16 protein-coding genes are annotated in these 17,310 nt (G+C 38.8%); 15 read left to right on the top strand and 1 reads right to left on the bottom strand.

Going from position 1 to position 17,310, the window contains the following annotated elements:
- Nucleotides 1–156 precede the first annotated feature (156 nt).
- The 15 genes from paaA to AC23MC_RS00010 all read left to right on the top strand — a co-directional run bounded on the left by paaA (nt 157) and on the right by AC23MC_RS00010 (nt 15,908).
- Nucleotides 157–1,113, top strand: coding sequence for a 1,2-phenylacetyl-CoA epoxidase subunit PaaA (paaA, locus tag AC23MC_RS00080; RefSeq protein WP_487566587.1), 957 nt, complete (start codon nt 157–159; stop codon nt 1,111–1,113).
- A gap of 72 nt (nt 1,114–1,185) precedes the next feature.
- On the top strand, nt 1,186–1,467 hold the full coding sequence (gene paaB / locus AC23MC_RS00075) for a 1,2-phenylacetyl-CoA epoxidase subunit PaaB (protein WP_112086245.1): 282 nt from the start codon (nt 1,186–1,188) through the stop codon (nt 1,465–1,467).
- 83 nt (nt 1,468–1,550) lie between these two features.
- Nucleotides 1,551–2,303, top strand: coding sequence for a 1,2-phenylacetyl-CoA epoxidase subunit PaaC (gene paaC / locus AC23MC_RS00070; protein ID WP_487566588.1), 753 nt, complete (start codon nt 1,551–1,553; stop codon nt 2,301–2,303).
- Between the two features lie 51 nt (nt 2,304–2,354).
- Complete coding sequence (paaD, locus tag AC23MC_RS00065; protein WP_487566589.1) at nt 2,355–2,855, top strand: 1,2-phenylacetyl-CoA epoxidase subunit PaaD; 501 nt, start codon at nt 2,355–2,357, stop codon at nt 2,853–2,855.
- A gap of 69 nt (nt 2,856–2,924) precedes the next feature.
- Nucleotides 2,925–3,707, top strand: coding sequence for an enoyl-CoA hydratase-related protein (locus AC23MC_RS00060; protein ID WP_487566590.1), 783 nt, complete (start codon nt 2,925–2,927; stop codon nt 3,705–3,707).
- On the top strand, nt 3,697–4,857 hold the full coding sequence (locus AC23MC_RS00055; protein WP_487566591.1) for a 3-hydroxyacyl-CoA dehydrogenase NAD-binding domain-containing protein: 1,161 nt from the start codon (nt 3,697–3,699) through the stop codon (nt 4,855–4,857). The genes AC23MC_RS00060 and AC23MC_RS00055 overlap by 11 nt, the downstream gene beginning before the upstream one ends.
- Before the next feature lie 57 nt (nt 4,858–4,914).
- Nucleotides 4,915–5,319 (top strand): PaaI family thioesterase, encoded by a 405-nt coding sequence (locus AC23MC_RS00050; protein WP_487566592.1) that lies wholly within the window; start codon nt 4,915–4,917, stop codon nt 5,317–5,319.
- A gap of 202 nt (nt 5,320–5,521) precedes the next feature.
- Nucleotides 5,522–6,724, top strand: a complete 1,203-nt coding sequence (gene pcaF / locus AC23MC_RS00045; RefSeq protein WP_487566593.1) for a 3-oxoadipyl-CoA thiolase — start codon at nt 5,522–5,524, stop codon at nt 6,722–6,724.
- A gap of 62 nt (nt 6,725–6,786) precedes the next feature.
- On the top strand, nt 6,787–9,282 hold the full coding sequence (gene paaZ, locus AC23MC_RS00040) for a phenylacetic acid degradation bifunctional protein PaaZ (protein WP_487566594.1): 2,496 nt from the start codon (nt 6,787–6,789) through the stop codon (nt 9,280–9,282).
- Nucleotides 9,283–9,348: 66 nt separating this feature from the next.
- Nucleotides 9,349–10,101 carry an enoyl-CoA hydratase/isomerase family protein gene (locus AC23MC_RS00035; RefSeq protein WP_487566595.1) on the top strand — a complete coding sequence of 251 codons (753 nt, stop codon included), beginning with the start codon at nt 9,349–9,351 and terminating at the stop codon, nt 10,099–10,101.
- Between the two features lie 33 nt (nt 10,102–10,134).
- Nucleotides 10,135–10,731 carry an acyltransferase gene (locus AC23MC_RS00030; RefSeq protein ID WP_487566596.1) on the top strand — a complete coding sequence of 199 codons (597 nt, stop codon included), beginning with the start codon at nt 10,135–10,137 and terminating at the stop codon, nt 10,729–10,731.
- Nucleotides 10,732–10,803: 72 nt separating this feature from the next.
- On the top strand, nt 10,804–12,081 hold the full coding sequence (locus AC23MC_RS00025; protein ID WP_487566597.1) for a dihydrolipoamide acetyltransferase family protein: 1,278 nt from the start codon (nt 10,804–10,806) through the stop codon (nt 12,079–12,081).
- On the top strand, nt 12,082–12,744 hold the full coding sequence (locus tag AC23MC_RS00020) for an endonuclease/exonuclease/phosphatase family protein (RefSeq protein ID WP_487566598.1): 663 nt from the start codon (nt 12,082–12,084) through the stop codon (nt 12,742–12,744). It begins immediately after the preceding gene.
- 18 nt (nt 12,745–12,762) lie between these two features.
- Nucleotides 12,763–13,827: a branched-chain amino acid aminotransferase gene (locus AC23MC_RS00015; protein ID WP_487566599.1), complete on the top strand. Its 1,065-nt coding sequence runs from the start codon at nt 12,763–12,765 to the stop codon at nt 13,825–13,827.
- 35 nt (nt 13,828–13,862) lie between these two features.
- Nucleotides 13,863–15,908 carry an alpha-ketoacid dehydrogenase subunit alpha/beta gene (locus AC23MC_RS00010; RefSeq protein ID WP_487566600.1) on the top strand — a complete coding sequence of 682 codons (2,046 nt, stop codon included), beginning with the start codon at nt 13,863–13,865 and terminating at the stop codon, nt 15,906–15,908.
- A gap of 377 nt (nt 15,909–16,285) precedes the next feature.
- Here the strand turns inward: AC23MC_RS00010 and AC23MC_RS00005 are convergent, their stop codons facing one another.
- On the bottom strand, nt 16,286–17,188 hold the full coding sequence (locus AC23MC_RS00005; RefSeq protein WP_487566601.1) for an IS3 family transposase: 903 nt from the start codon (nt 17,186–17,188) through the stop codon (nt 16,286–16,288).
- Nucleotides 17,189–17,310 lie beyond the last annotated feature (122 nt).

Genomic DNA, 17,310 nt, shown 5'->3' with positions numbered 1-17,310 from the left:
AAGTAAAGATTAAAAAATAAAAAGTCAAGTCACATAAGACAAAAACTTAAATGAACTAAAAAACTTACTTGAACTTATATGACTTATATGGTTCAAAAAGCAAAAAAATAAATTTTAATTGTTAGCCAAAAACTAACCACTAAAAAATTAAAAGCTATGTCAGAACACGAAGTAAAAAACCTAGAAGCAATATTTGACGCAAAAATTGCCCGCGACGAAAAAATCGAGCCCAAAGATTGGATGCCTGAAAAATACCGTCAAACACACATTCGTCAAATTTCGCAACACGCACATTCCGAAATTGTCGGTATGCTACCCGAAGGAAATTGGATAACCCGAGCACCATCTTTAAAAAGAAAAGTAGCCTTGTTAGCCAAAATTCAAGACGAAGCCGGACACGGTTTATACCTATATTCCGCTTGCGAAACACTCGGAATTTCCCGCGAAGAATTATACGAACAACTCCATTCCGGAAAAGCAAAATATTCAAGTATCTTCAACTATCCAACACTAACGTGGGCAGATATGGGAGCCATTGGATGGTTGGTAGATGGTGCAGCAATCATCAATCAAGTGCCATTAACCACAACATCATTCGGACCTTATGCCCGTGCGATGGTGCGAGTGTGTAAAGAAGAAAGTTTCCATCAACGACAAGGTTTTCAAATTATGATGACGTTGGCAAACGGAACGCCGGAACAAAAAGAAATGGCACAAGACGCACTCAATCGCTGGTGGTTTCCTGCATTAATGATGTTAGGGCCAACCGACGATGCTTCCGTTCACACCGAACAATCCATGAAATGGAAGTTAAAACGCAAAACGAATGACGAACTACGCCAGCAATTTGTAGATCAAACCGTTCCGCAAGCCGATATGATTGGTTTAACCATTCCGGATCCAACTTTAAAATTCAACGAAGAAACCAAACATTACGAATTTGGCGAACTCGATTGGGATGAATTCTGGCAAGTAGTTAAAGGTCACGGACCCTGCAACAAAGAACGAATCGCCGCCCGAAAAAACGCTTGGGAAAACGGAAAATGGGTACGTGATGCCGCTATGGCTTACGCCGAAAAACAAGAAAATAAAGTAGTAAAAGAAGCAATATAAACTCCGTTGTCTGTTACCCGTTATCTGTTTTAAACCGACAACCAACAACCGACAACCGACAACTGAAACACTATGAAAAACTGGCCTCTTTGGGAAGTATTTATACGAAGTAAAAACGGATTAGAGCACCGCCACTGCGGAAGCCTTCACGCAAGTGATGCAACAATGGCACTTGAAAATGCTCGCGATGTGTACACACGAAGAATGGAAGGCGTGAGCATTTGGGTCGTTCCATCAGCACAAATCACCGCTTCCAATCCGGAAGACAGTGCAGAGCTTTTTGAACCCGCAAAAGACAAAGCCTATCGTCATCCAACTTTTTACGAACTTCCCGACGAATTAAAACATATGTAAAATCAAAGCTTTTAAACTTATATGAACTTAATTGACTTATATGGTTTAAATTTTTAATGTTTTAGATTGTAAAATAAAAAAATATGAATAACAATTTAGTTCAATATATTTTCAGCATAGCCGACAATTCATTGATTTTAGGTCAACGTCTTGGTGAACTTTGCGGTCACGGACCAAGTCTGGAAACCGACATTGCAATGACCAACATTTCCCTTGATTTATTCGGTCAAGTACGAAGTTACTATCAATATGCCGCTAAACTAATTGGTAACGATGAAACGGAAGACACAATCGCTTTTCTTCGAAAAGAACGAGATTACAAAAACGTCCTTTTGGTAGAACAACCCAATCGTGATTTTGCCTATTCCATCGGCCGACAATTTTTATTTGATGTGTATCATTTATTGTTGCTGCAAGAATTGCAGAATAGTTCTGATGCAACATTATCGGCAATAGCAAAAAAAAGCATCAAAGAAGTTTCCTATCACACAAGATTTTCATCCGACTGGATCAGAAGATTAGGCGACGGAACTGAAGAAAGTCACAACCGAATCCAAACTGCCCTTAATGATTTATGGGTTTTTACAGATGAACTATTTCTTCAAACCGATGCTGAAAAAGCAATGGTTTCAGAAGGTATTGGAGTTGATGTGAGTCAGTTGAAAGAGGCTTTTTATAAAAAAGTAAATACCATTTTAGAAGAATCAACATTGCAAACACCAACCATTGAATATTTCCAAAAAGGAGGAAAACAAGGCATTCATAGCGAACATATGGGTTATATTCTAACCGAATTACAATATATGCAACGTACGTATCCAAATATGACTTGGTAAAAACTTAGTGACCTTTTAGTAAAACCTTTGTGTTCTTTGCGGTTAAATAAAATGACAGAACAAATCCAGCATATCGACCAAAAACTATTCGAAATCCTCGAAACTGTTTCCGATCCGGAAATTCCGGTTCTATCGATAATGGAAATGGGTGTCGTTCGTTCTGCCAAATTACAAAACGGAATCGTCAACGTTCAAATTACACCAACCTACAGCGGTTGTCCAGCAATGGATGTAATTGGAGATGATATTATCAAAGCATTCCAAGAAAAAGGATTAGAAGCCAAAGTAGAACTAGTACTTTCTCCGGCTTGGACAACCGATTGGATTACCCCAAAAGGAAGATTAGCTTTAGAAAAATACGGAATCGCTTCGCCATTAAACGAAACAGCAGACAAAGAAGCATTATTAGGAAATAAAAAGTTAGTAAAATGTCCACAATGTGGTTCATTCAATACCAAATTAGTCAGTCAATTCGGTTCAACTGCCTGCAAAGCATTTTTTCAATGCGAAGATTGTTTAGAACCTTTTGACTATTTCAAATGTTTAAAATAGAAACCCATCAAAGTTTTTGCGACTCTGCTCCCGATAGCTATCGGGATTGCGAAAAAAGAAAATTAAAATATGACCAATTCAATCGAATTTAAAATAAACAACAAAGTAGCCTTCATCTCACTGAACAGACCGGACGTGTTCAATAGTTTCAACCGTGAAATGGCTTTGTCATTGCAAAAAATAGTAACGGATTGTTCAACTGATAATTCTGTTCGAGCCATCGTCATTACCGGAAACGGAAAAGCCTTTTGTGCCGGACAAGATTTAAAAGAAGTCACTGATCCGGATTTAAATCCCGGTTTCAGAAAAATTCTGGAAGAACATTATAACCCAATCATTCAAAAAATCAGAACGATTGAAAAACCAATTATTGCTGCGGTTAATGGCGTTGCTGCCGGAGCCGGAGCAAACATTGCTTTAGCTTGTGATATTGTTTTGGCTTCTGAAAATGCTTCCTTCATTCAAGCGTTCAGCAAAATAGGATTAATTCCGGATAGTGCCGGAACATTTTTTTTACCACGATTAATCGGATTTCAAAAAGCTTCCGCTTTAATGATGTTAGCCGACAAAGTTTCCGCCGTTGAAGCAGAGAAATTAGGAATGGTTTACAAAGTAATTTCTCCTGAATCATTTTTAGAAGAAGTAACAAAAATAGCCGAAACTCTAGCAGAAATGCCAACCAAAGCCATCGGTTTAACTAAAAGATTATTAAATCAATCAATGACAAATAATTTAGAACAGCAATTAGCATCAGAATCAGATTTGCAAATTGAAGCCAGTTCATCCAACGATTACAAAGAAGGTGTTACCGCTTTTGTAGAAAAAAGAAAACCCGAATTTAATGGAAACTAATTTGAAAATAGCAGTTATCGGTTCAGGCACCATGGGAAGCGGCATCGCACAAGTAGCTGCTACAGCCGGTTGCGAAGTCCACCTTTACGACACCAATCACACCGTGTTGGAAAAGAGTAAAATCAACCTTGAAAACACCTTGACAAAATTAGTTGAAAAGTCAAAAATTGATGAAACTGAAAAAAACAGAATCATCAACAATATTTCTTACGCAACCACATTTGCTGAATTATCTCATTCCGATTTAGTCATCGAAGCCATAGTTGAAAATTTAGACATCAAAAGAAAACTATTCTCCGAATTAGAAAATTACGTTTCACCAGAAACAATTTTGGCATCCAATACATCCTCATTATCAATCGCTTCCATCGCCGCATCTTGTCAAAAACCGGAACGTGTAATCGGAATTCATTTTTTCAATCCTGCTCCGTTAATGCAATTGGTTGAAGTAATTCCCGCAATTCAAACTAGTCAAGAAGTAGTAAAACAAACTGTTCAAACCATCACCGATTGGAAAAAAGTCGTTGCCATTGCAAAAGATACACCCGGATTTATTGTCAATCGTGTGGCTCGACCTTTTTACAGCGAAGCACTCCGAATTTATGAAGAAGGAAAAGCTGATTTCGCCACCATCGACTGGGCAATTAAAACCATCGGCGGCTTCCGAATGGGACCATTTGAATTAATGGATTTCATCGGAAACGATGTCAATTACACCGTAACAGAAACTGTTTTCACCGCTTTTTATTTCGACCCACGATACAAACCTTCTTTCACACAAAAGCGACTTTCTGAAGCTGGTTTCTTCGGAAGAAAATCAGGAAGAGGTTTCTATAATTACAATTCAGAATTACCACAGCCAACCGAAGATAATCAATTAGGACAATACATCGTTGACAGAATTTTAGTGATGCTGATCAACGAAGCAGCCGAAGCTTATTTTTTAAACATTGCTTCCGCCAAAGACATCGACAATGCAATGACCAAAGGAGTCAATTACCCAAAAGGATTACTCGCTTGGGCAGACGAAAAAGGAATCAATTGGTGTGTTAAAAAAATGGACGAACTCTATGAAGAATACCATGAAGACCGCTACCGTTGCAGTCCGATTTTAAGAAAAATGAACAAAGAAAATACAAGATTTTATTAACCCAATATAGTCACACCCAGTCTCCCTCTCCTTTGGAGAGGGTCGGGGAGAGGAAAAATGAAACCAACCGAAATCATAAATAAAATGTTTCAAAACGATGCCTTCAGTCAATGGCTTGGCATCGCCGTAGAAGAAGTTTCCGAAGGAAAATGTATTTTATCTATGACAATCCGCAAAGAAATGACCAACGGTTTCGGCATCGCTCACGGCGGAATCACGTATTCATTGGCCGACAGTGCTTTGGCTTTTGCCGCCAATTCACACGGTCGTCAATCAGTGAGCATCGACACCTCGATAAATCACATTGAAGCATTGAAAGAAGGCGATAAAATCATTGCCATCGCCACCGAAAATGCTCTAAAAAATAAATTTGGGTTTTATACCATCGAAATAAAAAAAGAAGAAAAAACAGTCGCACTTTTCAAAGGAACCGTGTTCCGAAGTGAAAAAGAGTGGGAATAATATAAAATAATTAGAAGCGAATGGCTCGGGCTTTTTCAGTAAACCATATTCCCGCTTTCGCCTTTAGTCCCGTTTAAAAAACGGGAGCTACCGGCTCAATCGGGGCTAAAGAGCCAACCATAAAAGAGTAAAATATAAGACAAAGTTCAGTTCCACCCGACAACAGTCATCAGACAACGGAGAACCGACAACAGAAAACAATATGGAAGCATACATCATAGACGGAGTTCGCACTCCAATCGGAAGTTATCAAGGAACCTTATCAGCCGTTCGCCCGGATGATCTAGGAGCTTTGGTCATCAAAACCGTAGTAGAAAAAAATCCAAACATTCCAAAAGAAGCTTATGACGATGTCATTATGGGTTGTGCAAACCAAGCCGGAGAAGACAACCGAAATGTAGCCAGAATGTCGCTATTATTAGCCGGATTACCGCATTCAGTTCCGGGTGAAACCGTAAACCGTTTGTGCAGTTCCGGATTATCAGCTATCATTCACGCCAACAGAGCAATAAAAGCCGGAGACGGACACATTTTCATTGCAGGCGGAATCGAAAATATGACTCGCGGACCATTAGTTGTCTCCAAACCATCAGCCGCTTTTGGAACCGATAGTAAAATGTACGATTCCAGTTTTGGATGGCGTTTCATCAATTCTAAAATGCATCAACAATATGGAACGGATGCTATGGGAGAAACCGCAGAAAACCTAGTTGAAAAATATAACATTTCAAGAGAAGATCAAGATGCATTTGCCTACAATAGTCAAATGAAAGCCGCTGCCGCTCAACAATCAGGTCGTTTGGCTAAAGAAATTGTAGCAGTTGAAATACCACAACGTAAAGGCGATCCCATCCTATTTTCAAAAGATGAGTTTGTAAAACCAAATTCAACCCTAGAAGGATTGTCAAAACTTCGTCCGGCATTCAGAAAAGAAGGAAGCGTAACAGCTGGAAACGCATCAGGATTAAACGACGGAGCAGCCGCAACCATCATTGCATCTGAAGAAGCAGTGAAAAAATATAACCTCAAACCATTAGCTCGAATTGTCAGCTCAGCAGTGGTAGGAGTAGAACCTAGAATTATGGGAATCGGTCCGGTTGAAGCCACCAATAAAGCATTAGCAAAAGCCGGATTAACCTTAGCCGATATGGATATTATCGAACTAAATGAAGCCTTTGCTGCACAAGTTTTAGCCTGCACCAGAGCTTGGGGAATTGCCGACAACGACCCTCGATTAAATCCCAACGGAGGTTCTATTGCCATCGGACATCCGCTCGGCGTAACAGGAGCGAGAATTGCCTATTCCGCTGCCCTAGAATTGCAACTAACCGCAAAACGATATGCCTTAATCACGATGTGCATTGGTGTCGGACAAGGCTATGCAGCTATTATAGAACGAGCTTAAAAAATAAACTTAGCGAACTTAGCGAAAATCCTTTGCGTGCTTTGCGGTTAAAAAGATAAATTATGAACAAAACACAACATTACGTCCTCGGAAAATGGACCACCGGAACAGGCGAAGGAATTCCTTCATTCGATGCTGTTACAGGAGAATTTATTGCTTCCACAACAGTAGAAGGCCTAGATATTCCTGCCATTTTGCATTATGGAAGAACAAAAGGTGGAGAAAAACTCCGCAAAATGACCTTTCAAGAGCGTGGAAATATGATAAAAAGTTTGGCGATGTATTTAACCAAACGCAAAGAACAGTTCTACGAAATCAGTTACCGCACCGGAGCAACCCGAGTAGATTCGTGGATTGATATCGAAGGTGGTTTCGGAAATTTATTTGCCAACGCATCCTTACGAAAATTATTTCCCAACCAACCCTATCACGTAGAAGGCGATCCCATCGATTTGTCTAAAGGCGGTCGATTTATGGCTCATCACATATTAGTACCTAAAAAAGGTGTTGCTATTCACATCAATGCTTTCAATTTCCCAATTTGGGGAATGTTAGAAAAATGTGCCGTCAACTGGATGGCCGGAATGCCCGCCGTAGTTTTGCCAGCACCGGTAACCGCCTATTTAACTGAAGCAGTCGTGCAAGAAATCATCGCTTCAAACATACTTCCCGAAGGAGCACTGCAACTCATCAGCGGAACAACCAAAAATATATTCGACACCGTTGAAAGTCAAGATGTAATCACCTTCACTGGTTCAGCCGCAACAGGAAGATTATTAAAAGCTCATCCGAGAATTATTCAAGAATCCGTTCCGTTTACAATGGAAGCAGATTCTTTAAATGCCTCTATTTTAGGCGAAGATGCTGTTCCCGGAACACCCGAATTTGACTTATTTATCAACCAAGCCAGAAGCGAAATTACCGTGAAATGCGGACAAAAATGTACCGCAATCCGACGTATGATAGTCCCTGAAAAATTAATCGATGACGTTCAAATCGCTCTTGCTAAATCATTAGATAAAGTAACCATCGGCGACCCGAGATTGAAAGAAGTTCGAATGGGAGCTTTAGTAAGCAAAGCCCAAGCCGATGTATTGAAAAACAGAGTAAACGAATTAGCACAAACCGCTTCAATAGTGTATGGAGATTTCGATAAAATAAACATCATCGGTGCCAATGAAAAAGGAGCTTTCGTTAGTCCGATTGTATTGAGAGAAGACAAACCTTTTCAAAATTTATCGGTTCACGAAACAGAAGCATTCGGACCCGTTTCCACCATAATGCCATACAAAACATTGGAAGAAGCAATCGAATTAGCCCAAATGGGTAAAGGTTCATTGGTTTCATCCATCGTGACAAATTCAGACGAAATTGCCAAAGAATATGTCGTAAATGCCGCTTCTCACCACGGAAGAATTTTAGTCCTAAACCGAGAAAATGCCAAACAAAGCACCGGTCACGGTTCGCCATTACCCTTGTTAGTTCACGGCGGTCCCGGTCGTGCCGGAGGCGGAGAAGAAATGGGTGGTGTTCGCGGAATCAAACATTATATGCAACGCTGTGCCATTCAAGGTTCGCCAACTACATTAACGGAAATTACCGGAATTTATCAACCCAATTCGGCTTACAAAGAAATTACGCAACACCCGTTTCAATACCATTGGGAAGATATCCAACCCGGAATGTCGCTCAAAACGCACAAACGAACGGTTACCGATACCGACATCATCAATTTTGCCAATTTAACGTGGGATCATTTTTATGCTCACACCGACATCACTTCCTTAGACGGAAGCATTTTTGAAAAACGAACCGCTCACGGTTATTTCATTTTAGCCGCCGCCGCAGGATTATTCGTTTATCCAAACAAAGGACCGGTTGCTGCCAATTACGGGCTCGAAGAATGCCGATTTTTACGACCAATTTATCACAACGATACGATTTATGTTCGCTTAACGTGCAAACAAAAAATTGAACGTGATGTCGCTTCAGCCGAACATCCAAGCGGAATTGTAAAATGGTTTGTTGAGGTTTTTGATGCTGAAAACGAATTGGTCGCCATCGCCACTATTTTAACAATGGTTCAGAAAAAGCAAGAAGTTTTTGTCGAAATGACCGATGATAGAATTGCTGAATGCCTGAATAAATTAACCGAAAACACCAAACCACAATGGGGAATTTTAACGCCGCAACACCTTTTGGAACATTTGGAACACGGTTACAGAATTATGTCGGGTGAAATTCAAGATTTCGAAATTGCAACGCCAGAAAAGATTTTGGATAAAGTGCACAATTCATTGTACAATTACGATAAATTCCCAAAAGGAACTGCTTTTCCAACAATGAAAAAAGGAGAATTGGAAGACCTAATTCACCCCGATTTTGCCACCGCCAAACAAAAACTCATCGAAGCCAGAGAAGCCTTTAAAACATTTTTTAAAGAAAATCCCGAAGCCGTTCAAAAAAATATGGTTTTCGGAAATCTAAATAAATACGAATCCTATTTACTGGAAAGAAAACATTTGAACCACCATTTCGAACAATTTAATATTTTATAATTGAGAATGAACTTTGCGGACTTTGCGTAAAATCTTTGCGGACTTCGCGGTTAAAAAATATAAGTAATGACAGAACCCTACGTAAAACATAGTATACAAAATAACATCGCCACCATCGAGTTTTTTCATCCCGAACAAAATTCGCTACCAAGTGATGTATTAAAAAAATTAGCCAGCACCATCACCGAAGCCGGAAACAACGCAGAAGTGAAAGTCATTATCCTCAAAAGTGGTGGCGACCGAACTTTTTGTGCCGGAGCCAGTTTTAAAGAACTAATCGCCATAAACGACGCCGAAACCGGAAAACAATTCTTCTCCGGATTTGCCAATGTCATCAATGCCATGCGTAAATGTCCAAAATTCATCATCGGAAGAATTCAAGGGAAAACAGTTGGTGGTGGCGTAGGAATCGCTTCCGCAACCGATTATTGTATGGCTACAAAATTCGCTGCAATCAAACTAAGCGAACTCAATGTTGGAATCGGACCATTTGTGGTTTCACCAGCCATTGAACGTAAAATGGGTGTTTCAGCGATGTCACAAATCGCCATTGATGCCAACACCTTTTACGAAGCCAATTGGGCAAGAGAAAAAGGTTTGTATGCTTCCGTTTTTGAAACCATCGAAGAATTAGACGAAGCCGTTCAAAAATTTGCAGAACACCTTTGCACCTATAATCCGGAAGCCATGCAAGAAATGAAAAAGATTTTCTGGCGAGGCACCGACAATTGGGATAATCTATTAGCCGAAAGAGCCGCCACTAGCGGACGTTTGGTTTTATCAGATTTCACGAAAGAAACGTTGAAAAAATTTAAATAACTGACAACCGACAACTGACAACCGACAACAATTATGATCTACGAATTCAAAGGGTTCATCCCCGTCATACACGAAAGCAGTTTCATTCATCCACAAGCAGCGGTTACCGGCAATGTAATTATCGGTAAAAACGTGTATGTCGGTCCCGGAGCAGCCATTCGTGGCGATTGGGGTGAAATCATCATAGAAGACGGTTGCAATGTCCAGGAAAATTGTACTATTCACATGTTTCCCGGGAAGTCAATGATTTTGAAAGAAGGAGCACACATTGGTCACGGAGCTATCATTCACGGAGCCAATATTGGTAGAAATTGTTTGGTAGGAATGAATGCGGTCATTATGGATGATGTGAATGTGGGAGACGAATGTATCATTGGAGCATTAGCATTTGTAAAAGCAGGAATGCAAATTCCAAATCGCAAAATGGTTGTTGGAAATCCGGCAGTCATTATCAAAGATGTTTCCGATGAAATGATTGAATGGAAAACCAAAGGAACCGCCTTGTATCAGCAATTGCCATCAGAATGTTACGAATCATTGAAAGAAGTTGAGCCATTACGAGAAATACCGGAAAATCGTCCGACGCAGGAAGCATTTTATAAGACATTAGAAGAATTTAAGAAGAAATAATTTTGTTTCAAGTTTAAAGTTTCAAGTTACCGCAACCTGAAACTTAAAACTTGAAACCTGAAACAAATAAATATGTTTGAATTCAAAATGCCCAAAATGGGCGAAAGCATATCAGAAGCCACCATCATCAATTGGACAAAAAATGTTGGTGATTATATTGAAGCCGAAGAAACCCTGTTGGAAGTCGCCACCGACAAAGTAGATAGCGAAGTGCCTTCTCCTGTTTCTGGTGTGATTACAGAAATTCGTTTTCAAAAAGATGATGTAGTAGATGTAGGAACTGTTTTGGCATTAATTGATTCAAATCAGAATGCAGAAGTCAAAACTCAGAATTCGGTGGTTAAGAATGAAGAGAAGAAAGTTGCAGAAAAAATGGTGCAAACGACAACCCGCAACCCGCAACCCGCAATCCGCAACACTGATGCTTTTCTTTCACCTTTAATCATCAGTATTGCTCAGAAAGAAAATCTTTCCGTAGAAGAAGTTCAAAGTATTCCCGGCTCAGGTTTGGATGGAAGAATTCAAAAAAGTGATGTGTTCAACTATTTAAAAAACAGAAAATATCCGTTACAATCAAAACCGATATTAGACAACCGACAACCGACAACCTTTCCAAAACCTAAAATCAATTTTGTAGAGGGAAAAGACCGAATTGTAGAAATGGATCGTATGCGAAAAATGATTGCTGATCATATGGTATATTCCAAGCAAACTTCGCCACACGTAACCTCCTATTTGGAAGCTGATGTGACAAATTTGGTGAATTGGCGAAATGAAAATAAAGACAAATTTCAAGAGAAATACGACGAAAAACTAACATTTACACCCATTTTTATTGATGCGGTGGCAAAAGCGATTCAGGATTTTCCATTAATCAATGTATCCGTTGATGAAAATAAAATCATTGTACATAAAGACATCAATATCGGAATGGCAACAGCTTTACCAACCGGAAATTTAATTGTTTCAGTTGTCAAAAAAGCGAATGAAAAAGACATGATTTCGATTGCTAAAGAAGTCAATTATTTAGCAGAAAGTGCCCGAAATAATAAATTGAAACCCGAAGACATTCAAGGAAGTACATTCACTATTTCCAACGTAGGAACGTTTGGAAGCCTAATGGGAACACCGATTATCAATCAACCGGAAGTCGCCATTTTAGCGTTGGGAATCATCAAAAAAAGACCGGAAGTAATTACAACAGAAAAAGGAGATGAAATCGCCATCAGAAGTATGATGTTTTTATCCTTATCCTTCGACCATAGAGTAGTGGATGGATTTTTAGGAGGATCATTCTTAAAAAGAGTGGGGGATTATTTAGAGCAGTTTGATTTAAATACAAATATCTAAATGAAAATTTTAACTTGGAATGTTGAACGACTTAATAAAAATAATAATCAGTTAATCCGAGAAATAATTAATTCTTATGATGCAGATATTATCGTTTTAACTGAAACAAGTTCAAAATTGGATTTAAGTAAAAATTATAATTTTATTTCCACAGAAAAGTTAATCCCAAATTATGATGGAATTAAATATGAAGAAAATGAGAATAGAGCAACAATTTGGACAAAGTATGAAATTATAAAAAAGCATACAACGTTTGATTCATATACAAGTTTGCGTACAGAAGTTAAAACAGAATTCGGCGTTTTAAACATTTATGCAACAATTATAGGAGTATTTGGTGGAAAGGGAGATTGTTTTAAAATCGATTTGAAAAAGCATTTAGAAGATTTTAGAGCGTTTGATATAAATGAATTTAATTGCATTATTGGAGATTTAAATACAAGTTTTTCTGGGTATGTTTATCCTAGTTATGAAGCAAAAAATGTTTTAAATCAGGTTTTTGATGATTTAAGAATGAAGAATTTAACTGCTGAAATTGATAATAATGTTGACCATATAATTTTGAGTGAAAAGTTTATAAAAGACAAAAAAACTGAAATCGAAATTTGGAATTTAGATAAAAAATTAAGTGACCACATTGGTATATGTGTAACTATAAAATAAAGATTAAAAACAAACACAATGCAAGAAGTAATGATAGAAATTAAAGTAACAAAAGCAGCACATTCAACAGTCGGAGAAGTTGATTTAAACAACATCGTGATGGGAAAAAAATTCACCGATCATATGTTTGTTTGCGATTATCAAGACGGCGAGTGGAAAAATCCGCGAATTGAACCGTTACAGCTCATTCCAACTCACCCTGCAGCAATGGCTTTACATTATGGTCAGGCTATTTTTGAAGGAATGAAAGCCACGTTGGGAAAAGATGGAACGCCGTTATTATTCCGTCCTTATGAAAATGCAAAACGATTAAATTTTAGTGCCAACCGAATGGGAATGCCGTCTCTTCCGGAGGAACTATTTGTGGAAGCTTTAAAGCAATTCACCGCATTAGAAAAACAATGGATTCCAACTAAAGAAGGAAGTGCATTATATCTTCGTCCGTTTATGTATGCCGATGAACCGTTTATCGGAATGCGTGCTGCAACTAGTTTCAAATTTATGGTTATTGCCTCTCCGGCCGGACCATTTTTCAGTCGAAAAATTAAATTATATGCGGAGAAAAAATATGTTCGTGCAGTCAATGGCGGTACAGGAGAAGCCAAAGCAGCCGGAAATTATGCAGCAGCCATTCGTCCAACCGAATATGCCAAAGCAAAATCATATGATCAAGTATTGTGGCTAGATGCTCACGATTTTGAATACATCCAAGAAGTTGGAACAATGAATATCTTCTTTAAAATTGATGGTAAATTCATCACCCCGGATTTGAGTGGTTCTATTTTATCAGGAATTACTCGAATGAGTGTAATTGATTTGTTGCGTTCCAAAGGCTTTGAAGTAATCGAAAAACCAATCAAAATTTCCGAAATCATCGAAGCATCCAAAAATGGAACATTAGAAGAAGCTTTTGGAACCGGAACAGCAGTTGGAATTGCGATGATCGAAGAAATCGGCAACAACGATTTCACAATCAAATTCCCTGAAAACAATCCGGTTTCTGTAATGGTAAATGATACACTAAACGCTATAAAACTTCAAAAAGAAGAAGACCAATTTGGTTGGATTGTTGAAGCGAAGTAATAAACCTAAACCTGACAGGTTTCAAAAAGATTAAAATGTTAGAAAAAAATATCCTGAAAAAAGCCTTTTCAACAATGGCAACCGCCAAAACGATGGCTGAATTGTATGAAGATAATTTCAAAATTGTTTCCAAATACGTTCACGCCACTTCACGCGGTCACGAAGCCATTCAAATTGCGATGGCGATGCATTTATTGCCACAAGATTATGCTTTTCCCTATTACCGTGACGATGCAATGTTACTCGGAATCGGAATGAAACCGTATGATTTAATGTTGCAATTAATGGCTAAAAAAGACGACCCGTTTTCAGGAGGTCGAACCTACTATTGTCACCCAAGTTTAAAAGATGTTGACAAACCGAAAATTCCACATCAATCTTCTGCAACCGGAATGCAAGCCATTCCTGCCACCGGAGCTGCGATGGGTTTTTGGTATAAAGAAAATACAGGAATTCAAGATGACAAGGAGATTAAACCAATTGTGGTTTGTTCCCTCGGCGATGCTTCAGTAACTGAAGGCGAAATTGCCGAAGCCTTTCAAATGGCAGCGTTAAAGCAATTACCCATTTTATATTTAGTACAAGATAATGGCTGGGATATTTCTGCCAATGCTGCCGAAACCCGAGCTCAAAATGCCTTTGAATACGCCAAAGGTTTTCACGGAATCGAAGCCATTTCGATAGACGGAGCAAACTTCACCGAAAGTTTTTTGGCTCTTGAAAAAGTGGTCAAAACCATTCGTGAAGAACGTCGTCCGTTTTTGGTTCACGCCAAAGTTCCGTTGTTAAATCACCATACTTCCGGCGTTCGGATGGAGTGGTACCGAGATGATTTGGAAGAAGCAAAATCCCGTGATCCTTATCCGGTTTTGATTCAACAACTACTCGATGGCGGATTTTCAAAAGATGAAATTCAAGAAATTGAACACTCTGTTAAAACCCTTGTTCAACAAGATTTTGAAAAAGCCCAACAAGCCGAAGAGCCACAACCGGAGGATTTATTCACACACGATTTTGCACCAACGCCCATCATTGAAGAAGTAGGCGAGCGAAATCCATCCCGCGAGGAAAAAGTCGTGATGGTCGATTGTGCCTTATTTGCAGTAGAAGAATTAATGAAAAAACACCCCGAATGTTTGTTATACGGACAAGATGTCGGCGGACGTTTAGGCGGCGTTTTCCGTGAAGCAGCCACTTTAGCACAGAAATTTGGCGATGAACGTGTTTTTAACACCCCAATTCAAGAAGCGTTTATCGTTGGTTCAACGGTTGGAATGTCAGCCGTTGGTTTAAAACCAATTGTTGAGGTGCAATTTGCCGATTACATTTGGCCGGGATTAAATCAGTTGTTCACCGAAGTCAGCCGTTCCTGTTATTTATCCAACGGAAAATGGCCGGTGAGTATGATTCTCCGTGTGCCAATTGGTGCCTACGGAAGTGGTGGCCCTTATCATTCATCATCCGTAGAAAGTGTGTTGACCAATATTCGCGGTATCAAAATTGCGTATCCAAGCAACGGTGCCGATTTAAAAGGGTTGATGAAGGCGGCTTATTACGACCCGAATCCGGTGGTGATTTTAGAGCACAAAGGTTTGTATTGGAGCAAAGTCAAAGGAACCGATTTCGCCCGCGTAAACGAGCCAAGCGAGGATTATATTTTACCCTTCGGAAAAGCCAATATCGTTCAAGAAATCTGGGAACAAGAAACCGCAGAAACCATCACGATTATAACGTACGGAATGGGCGTTCATTGGGCGTTAAATGCTTCATCAGACATCAAAAACCAAGTAGAAATCATCGATTTGCGAACGTTGTATCCGTTGGATGAAGAAGCCATTTTCAAATCCGTTAAAAAAGCCAAAAAGTGTTTGGTTGTCACCGAAGAACCCACCAATAATTCGTTTGCACGCAGCCTAGCCGGACTCATTCAGGAAAAATGTTTCAAACACCTCGATGCTCCCGTGATGGTCATCGGGTCCGAAAATATGCCTGCGATTCCATTGAACAGCACGTTAGAATTTACGATGATTCCAAATGTGGATAAGGTTCGTGTTAAAATGGAGGAGTTGCTTAATTATTAGTGTTCAGTGTTCAGATTTTAGTGTTCAGCAGTCTGTTGCAAATCTCAGTCATTAAACGCGTGATTCCCATAATCTTGTCATTCCGACGATGGAGGAATCTCATACTGTATGGCTTTTATTAATTTAATTATAATGCTTGTTAGTGTGAAAGGAAAGGTAATTCACCCTTTGACTAGGATACACGATATTGTTTAGTTAAGCGGAATTTAATCCTATTTGACATACTATTTTTCATACACTACTCATACACTATCCATACTTCGGATAGGGCGATGGTATAGAGGAAAAGGCAATGTGACCCGTCCTAAAATAACTATACAAATTAATAAATAAATCCTATTATAGTTATACAAATATAATTCTTAATCCTGCAACTACTATACAACTGTTTTTTCATAATTAAAACTTCTATTATAATTCTTCCATCGTTTGTTTAATTTCTCTGATTTCAAATGAGCTTGGTTAGGGGTTAAATAATCACAACTTGCATGAGGTCTTAGTTCATTATACGATTTGATACTTTTGTTTATTTGATATCCTGTTTGTTCAAAACCTAATGAACTTGAGTAAAGATTAAATTCCGTTTTGATAATACCATTAACTCTCTCTGCCAATGCATTTTCATAAGGATCTCCGTTCTCAGTCATACTTATAGCAATATTATTCTTCAGTAATAAATCAACGTAGTTGTGAGAACAATATTGAGAACCTCTGTCGGAATGATGGATAATGGATTGATTATACAACTTGTTATTCAAAGCCATCTTTAACGCATCAATACACCCTTCTGCTGCCAGGTCTTGACGAAAGCTATATCCCATTATTTTTCTCGAATAAGCATCGGTTATCAAGCTTAAGTAACCCCATTGATTAGTAAGTCGGATGTAGGTTATATCACTCACCCATACTTGTTCTGGTCTTGTTATTTCAAGACCTTTTACTAGGTTGCTGTATTTTCTCATCCAATGTCTAGAATCAGTGGTTATAGCTTTTCTTTTTCTTTGACGAATCAACAGTTTATGTTCTGACAATAAATCAAATAAATAATCTCTGCCAAAAGATATTTGATGGGAGATCAACTTATTTTGTATTACATAGTGTAACTTTCTAGTTCCCAGTCGCGGCAAGTCTTTTCTGACGTTAATTACTTCTTGAAGAATAACATCTTCTTTGACTAAACTACTCTCTTTTCGCCATAAACTATCGTAATAAGCGTGCCTTGTTTTGCCAAACAATCGACATAAAACAGCTATTCCTATCTTAGGAAAGTCCTGTTTCATTTTTAAGACTGCTTGGCACCAGACTTTTTTCTAATATCAATTTTTAGTTGGTCTTCGGCTACATCAATTAGCGTGTTCAGGGCTTTTATTTTAAGCTCTGCTTCTTGTAAAGCTTTTTGCAA

The sequence above is a fragment of the Flavobacterium sp. T50_26 genome (genome assembly GCF_057652995.1).
Note: the sequence above shows the minus strand (reverse complement) of the source record. Positions and strands in the feature narration are given on the sequence as shown.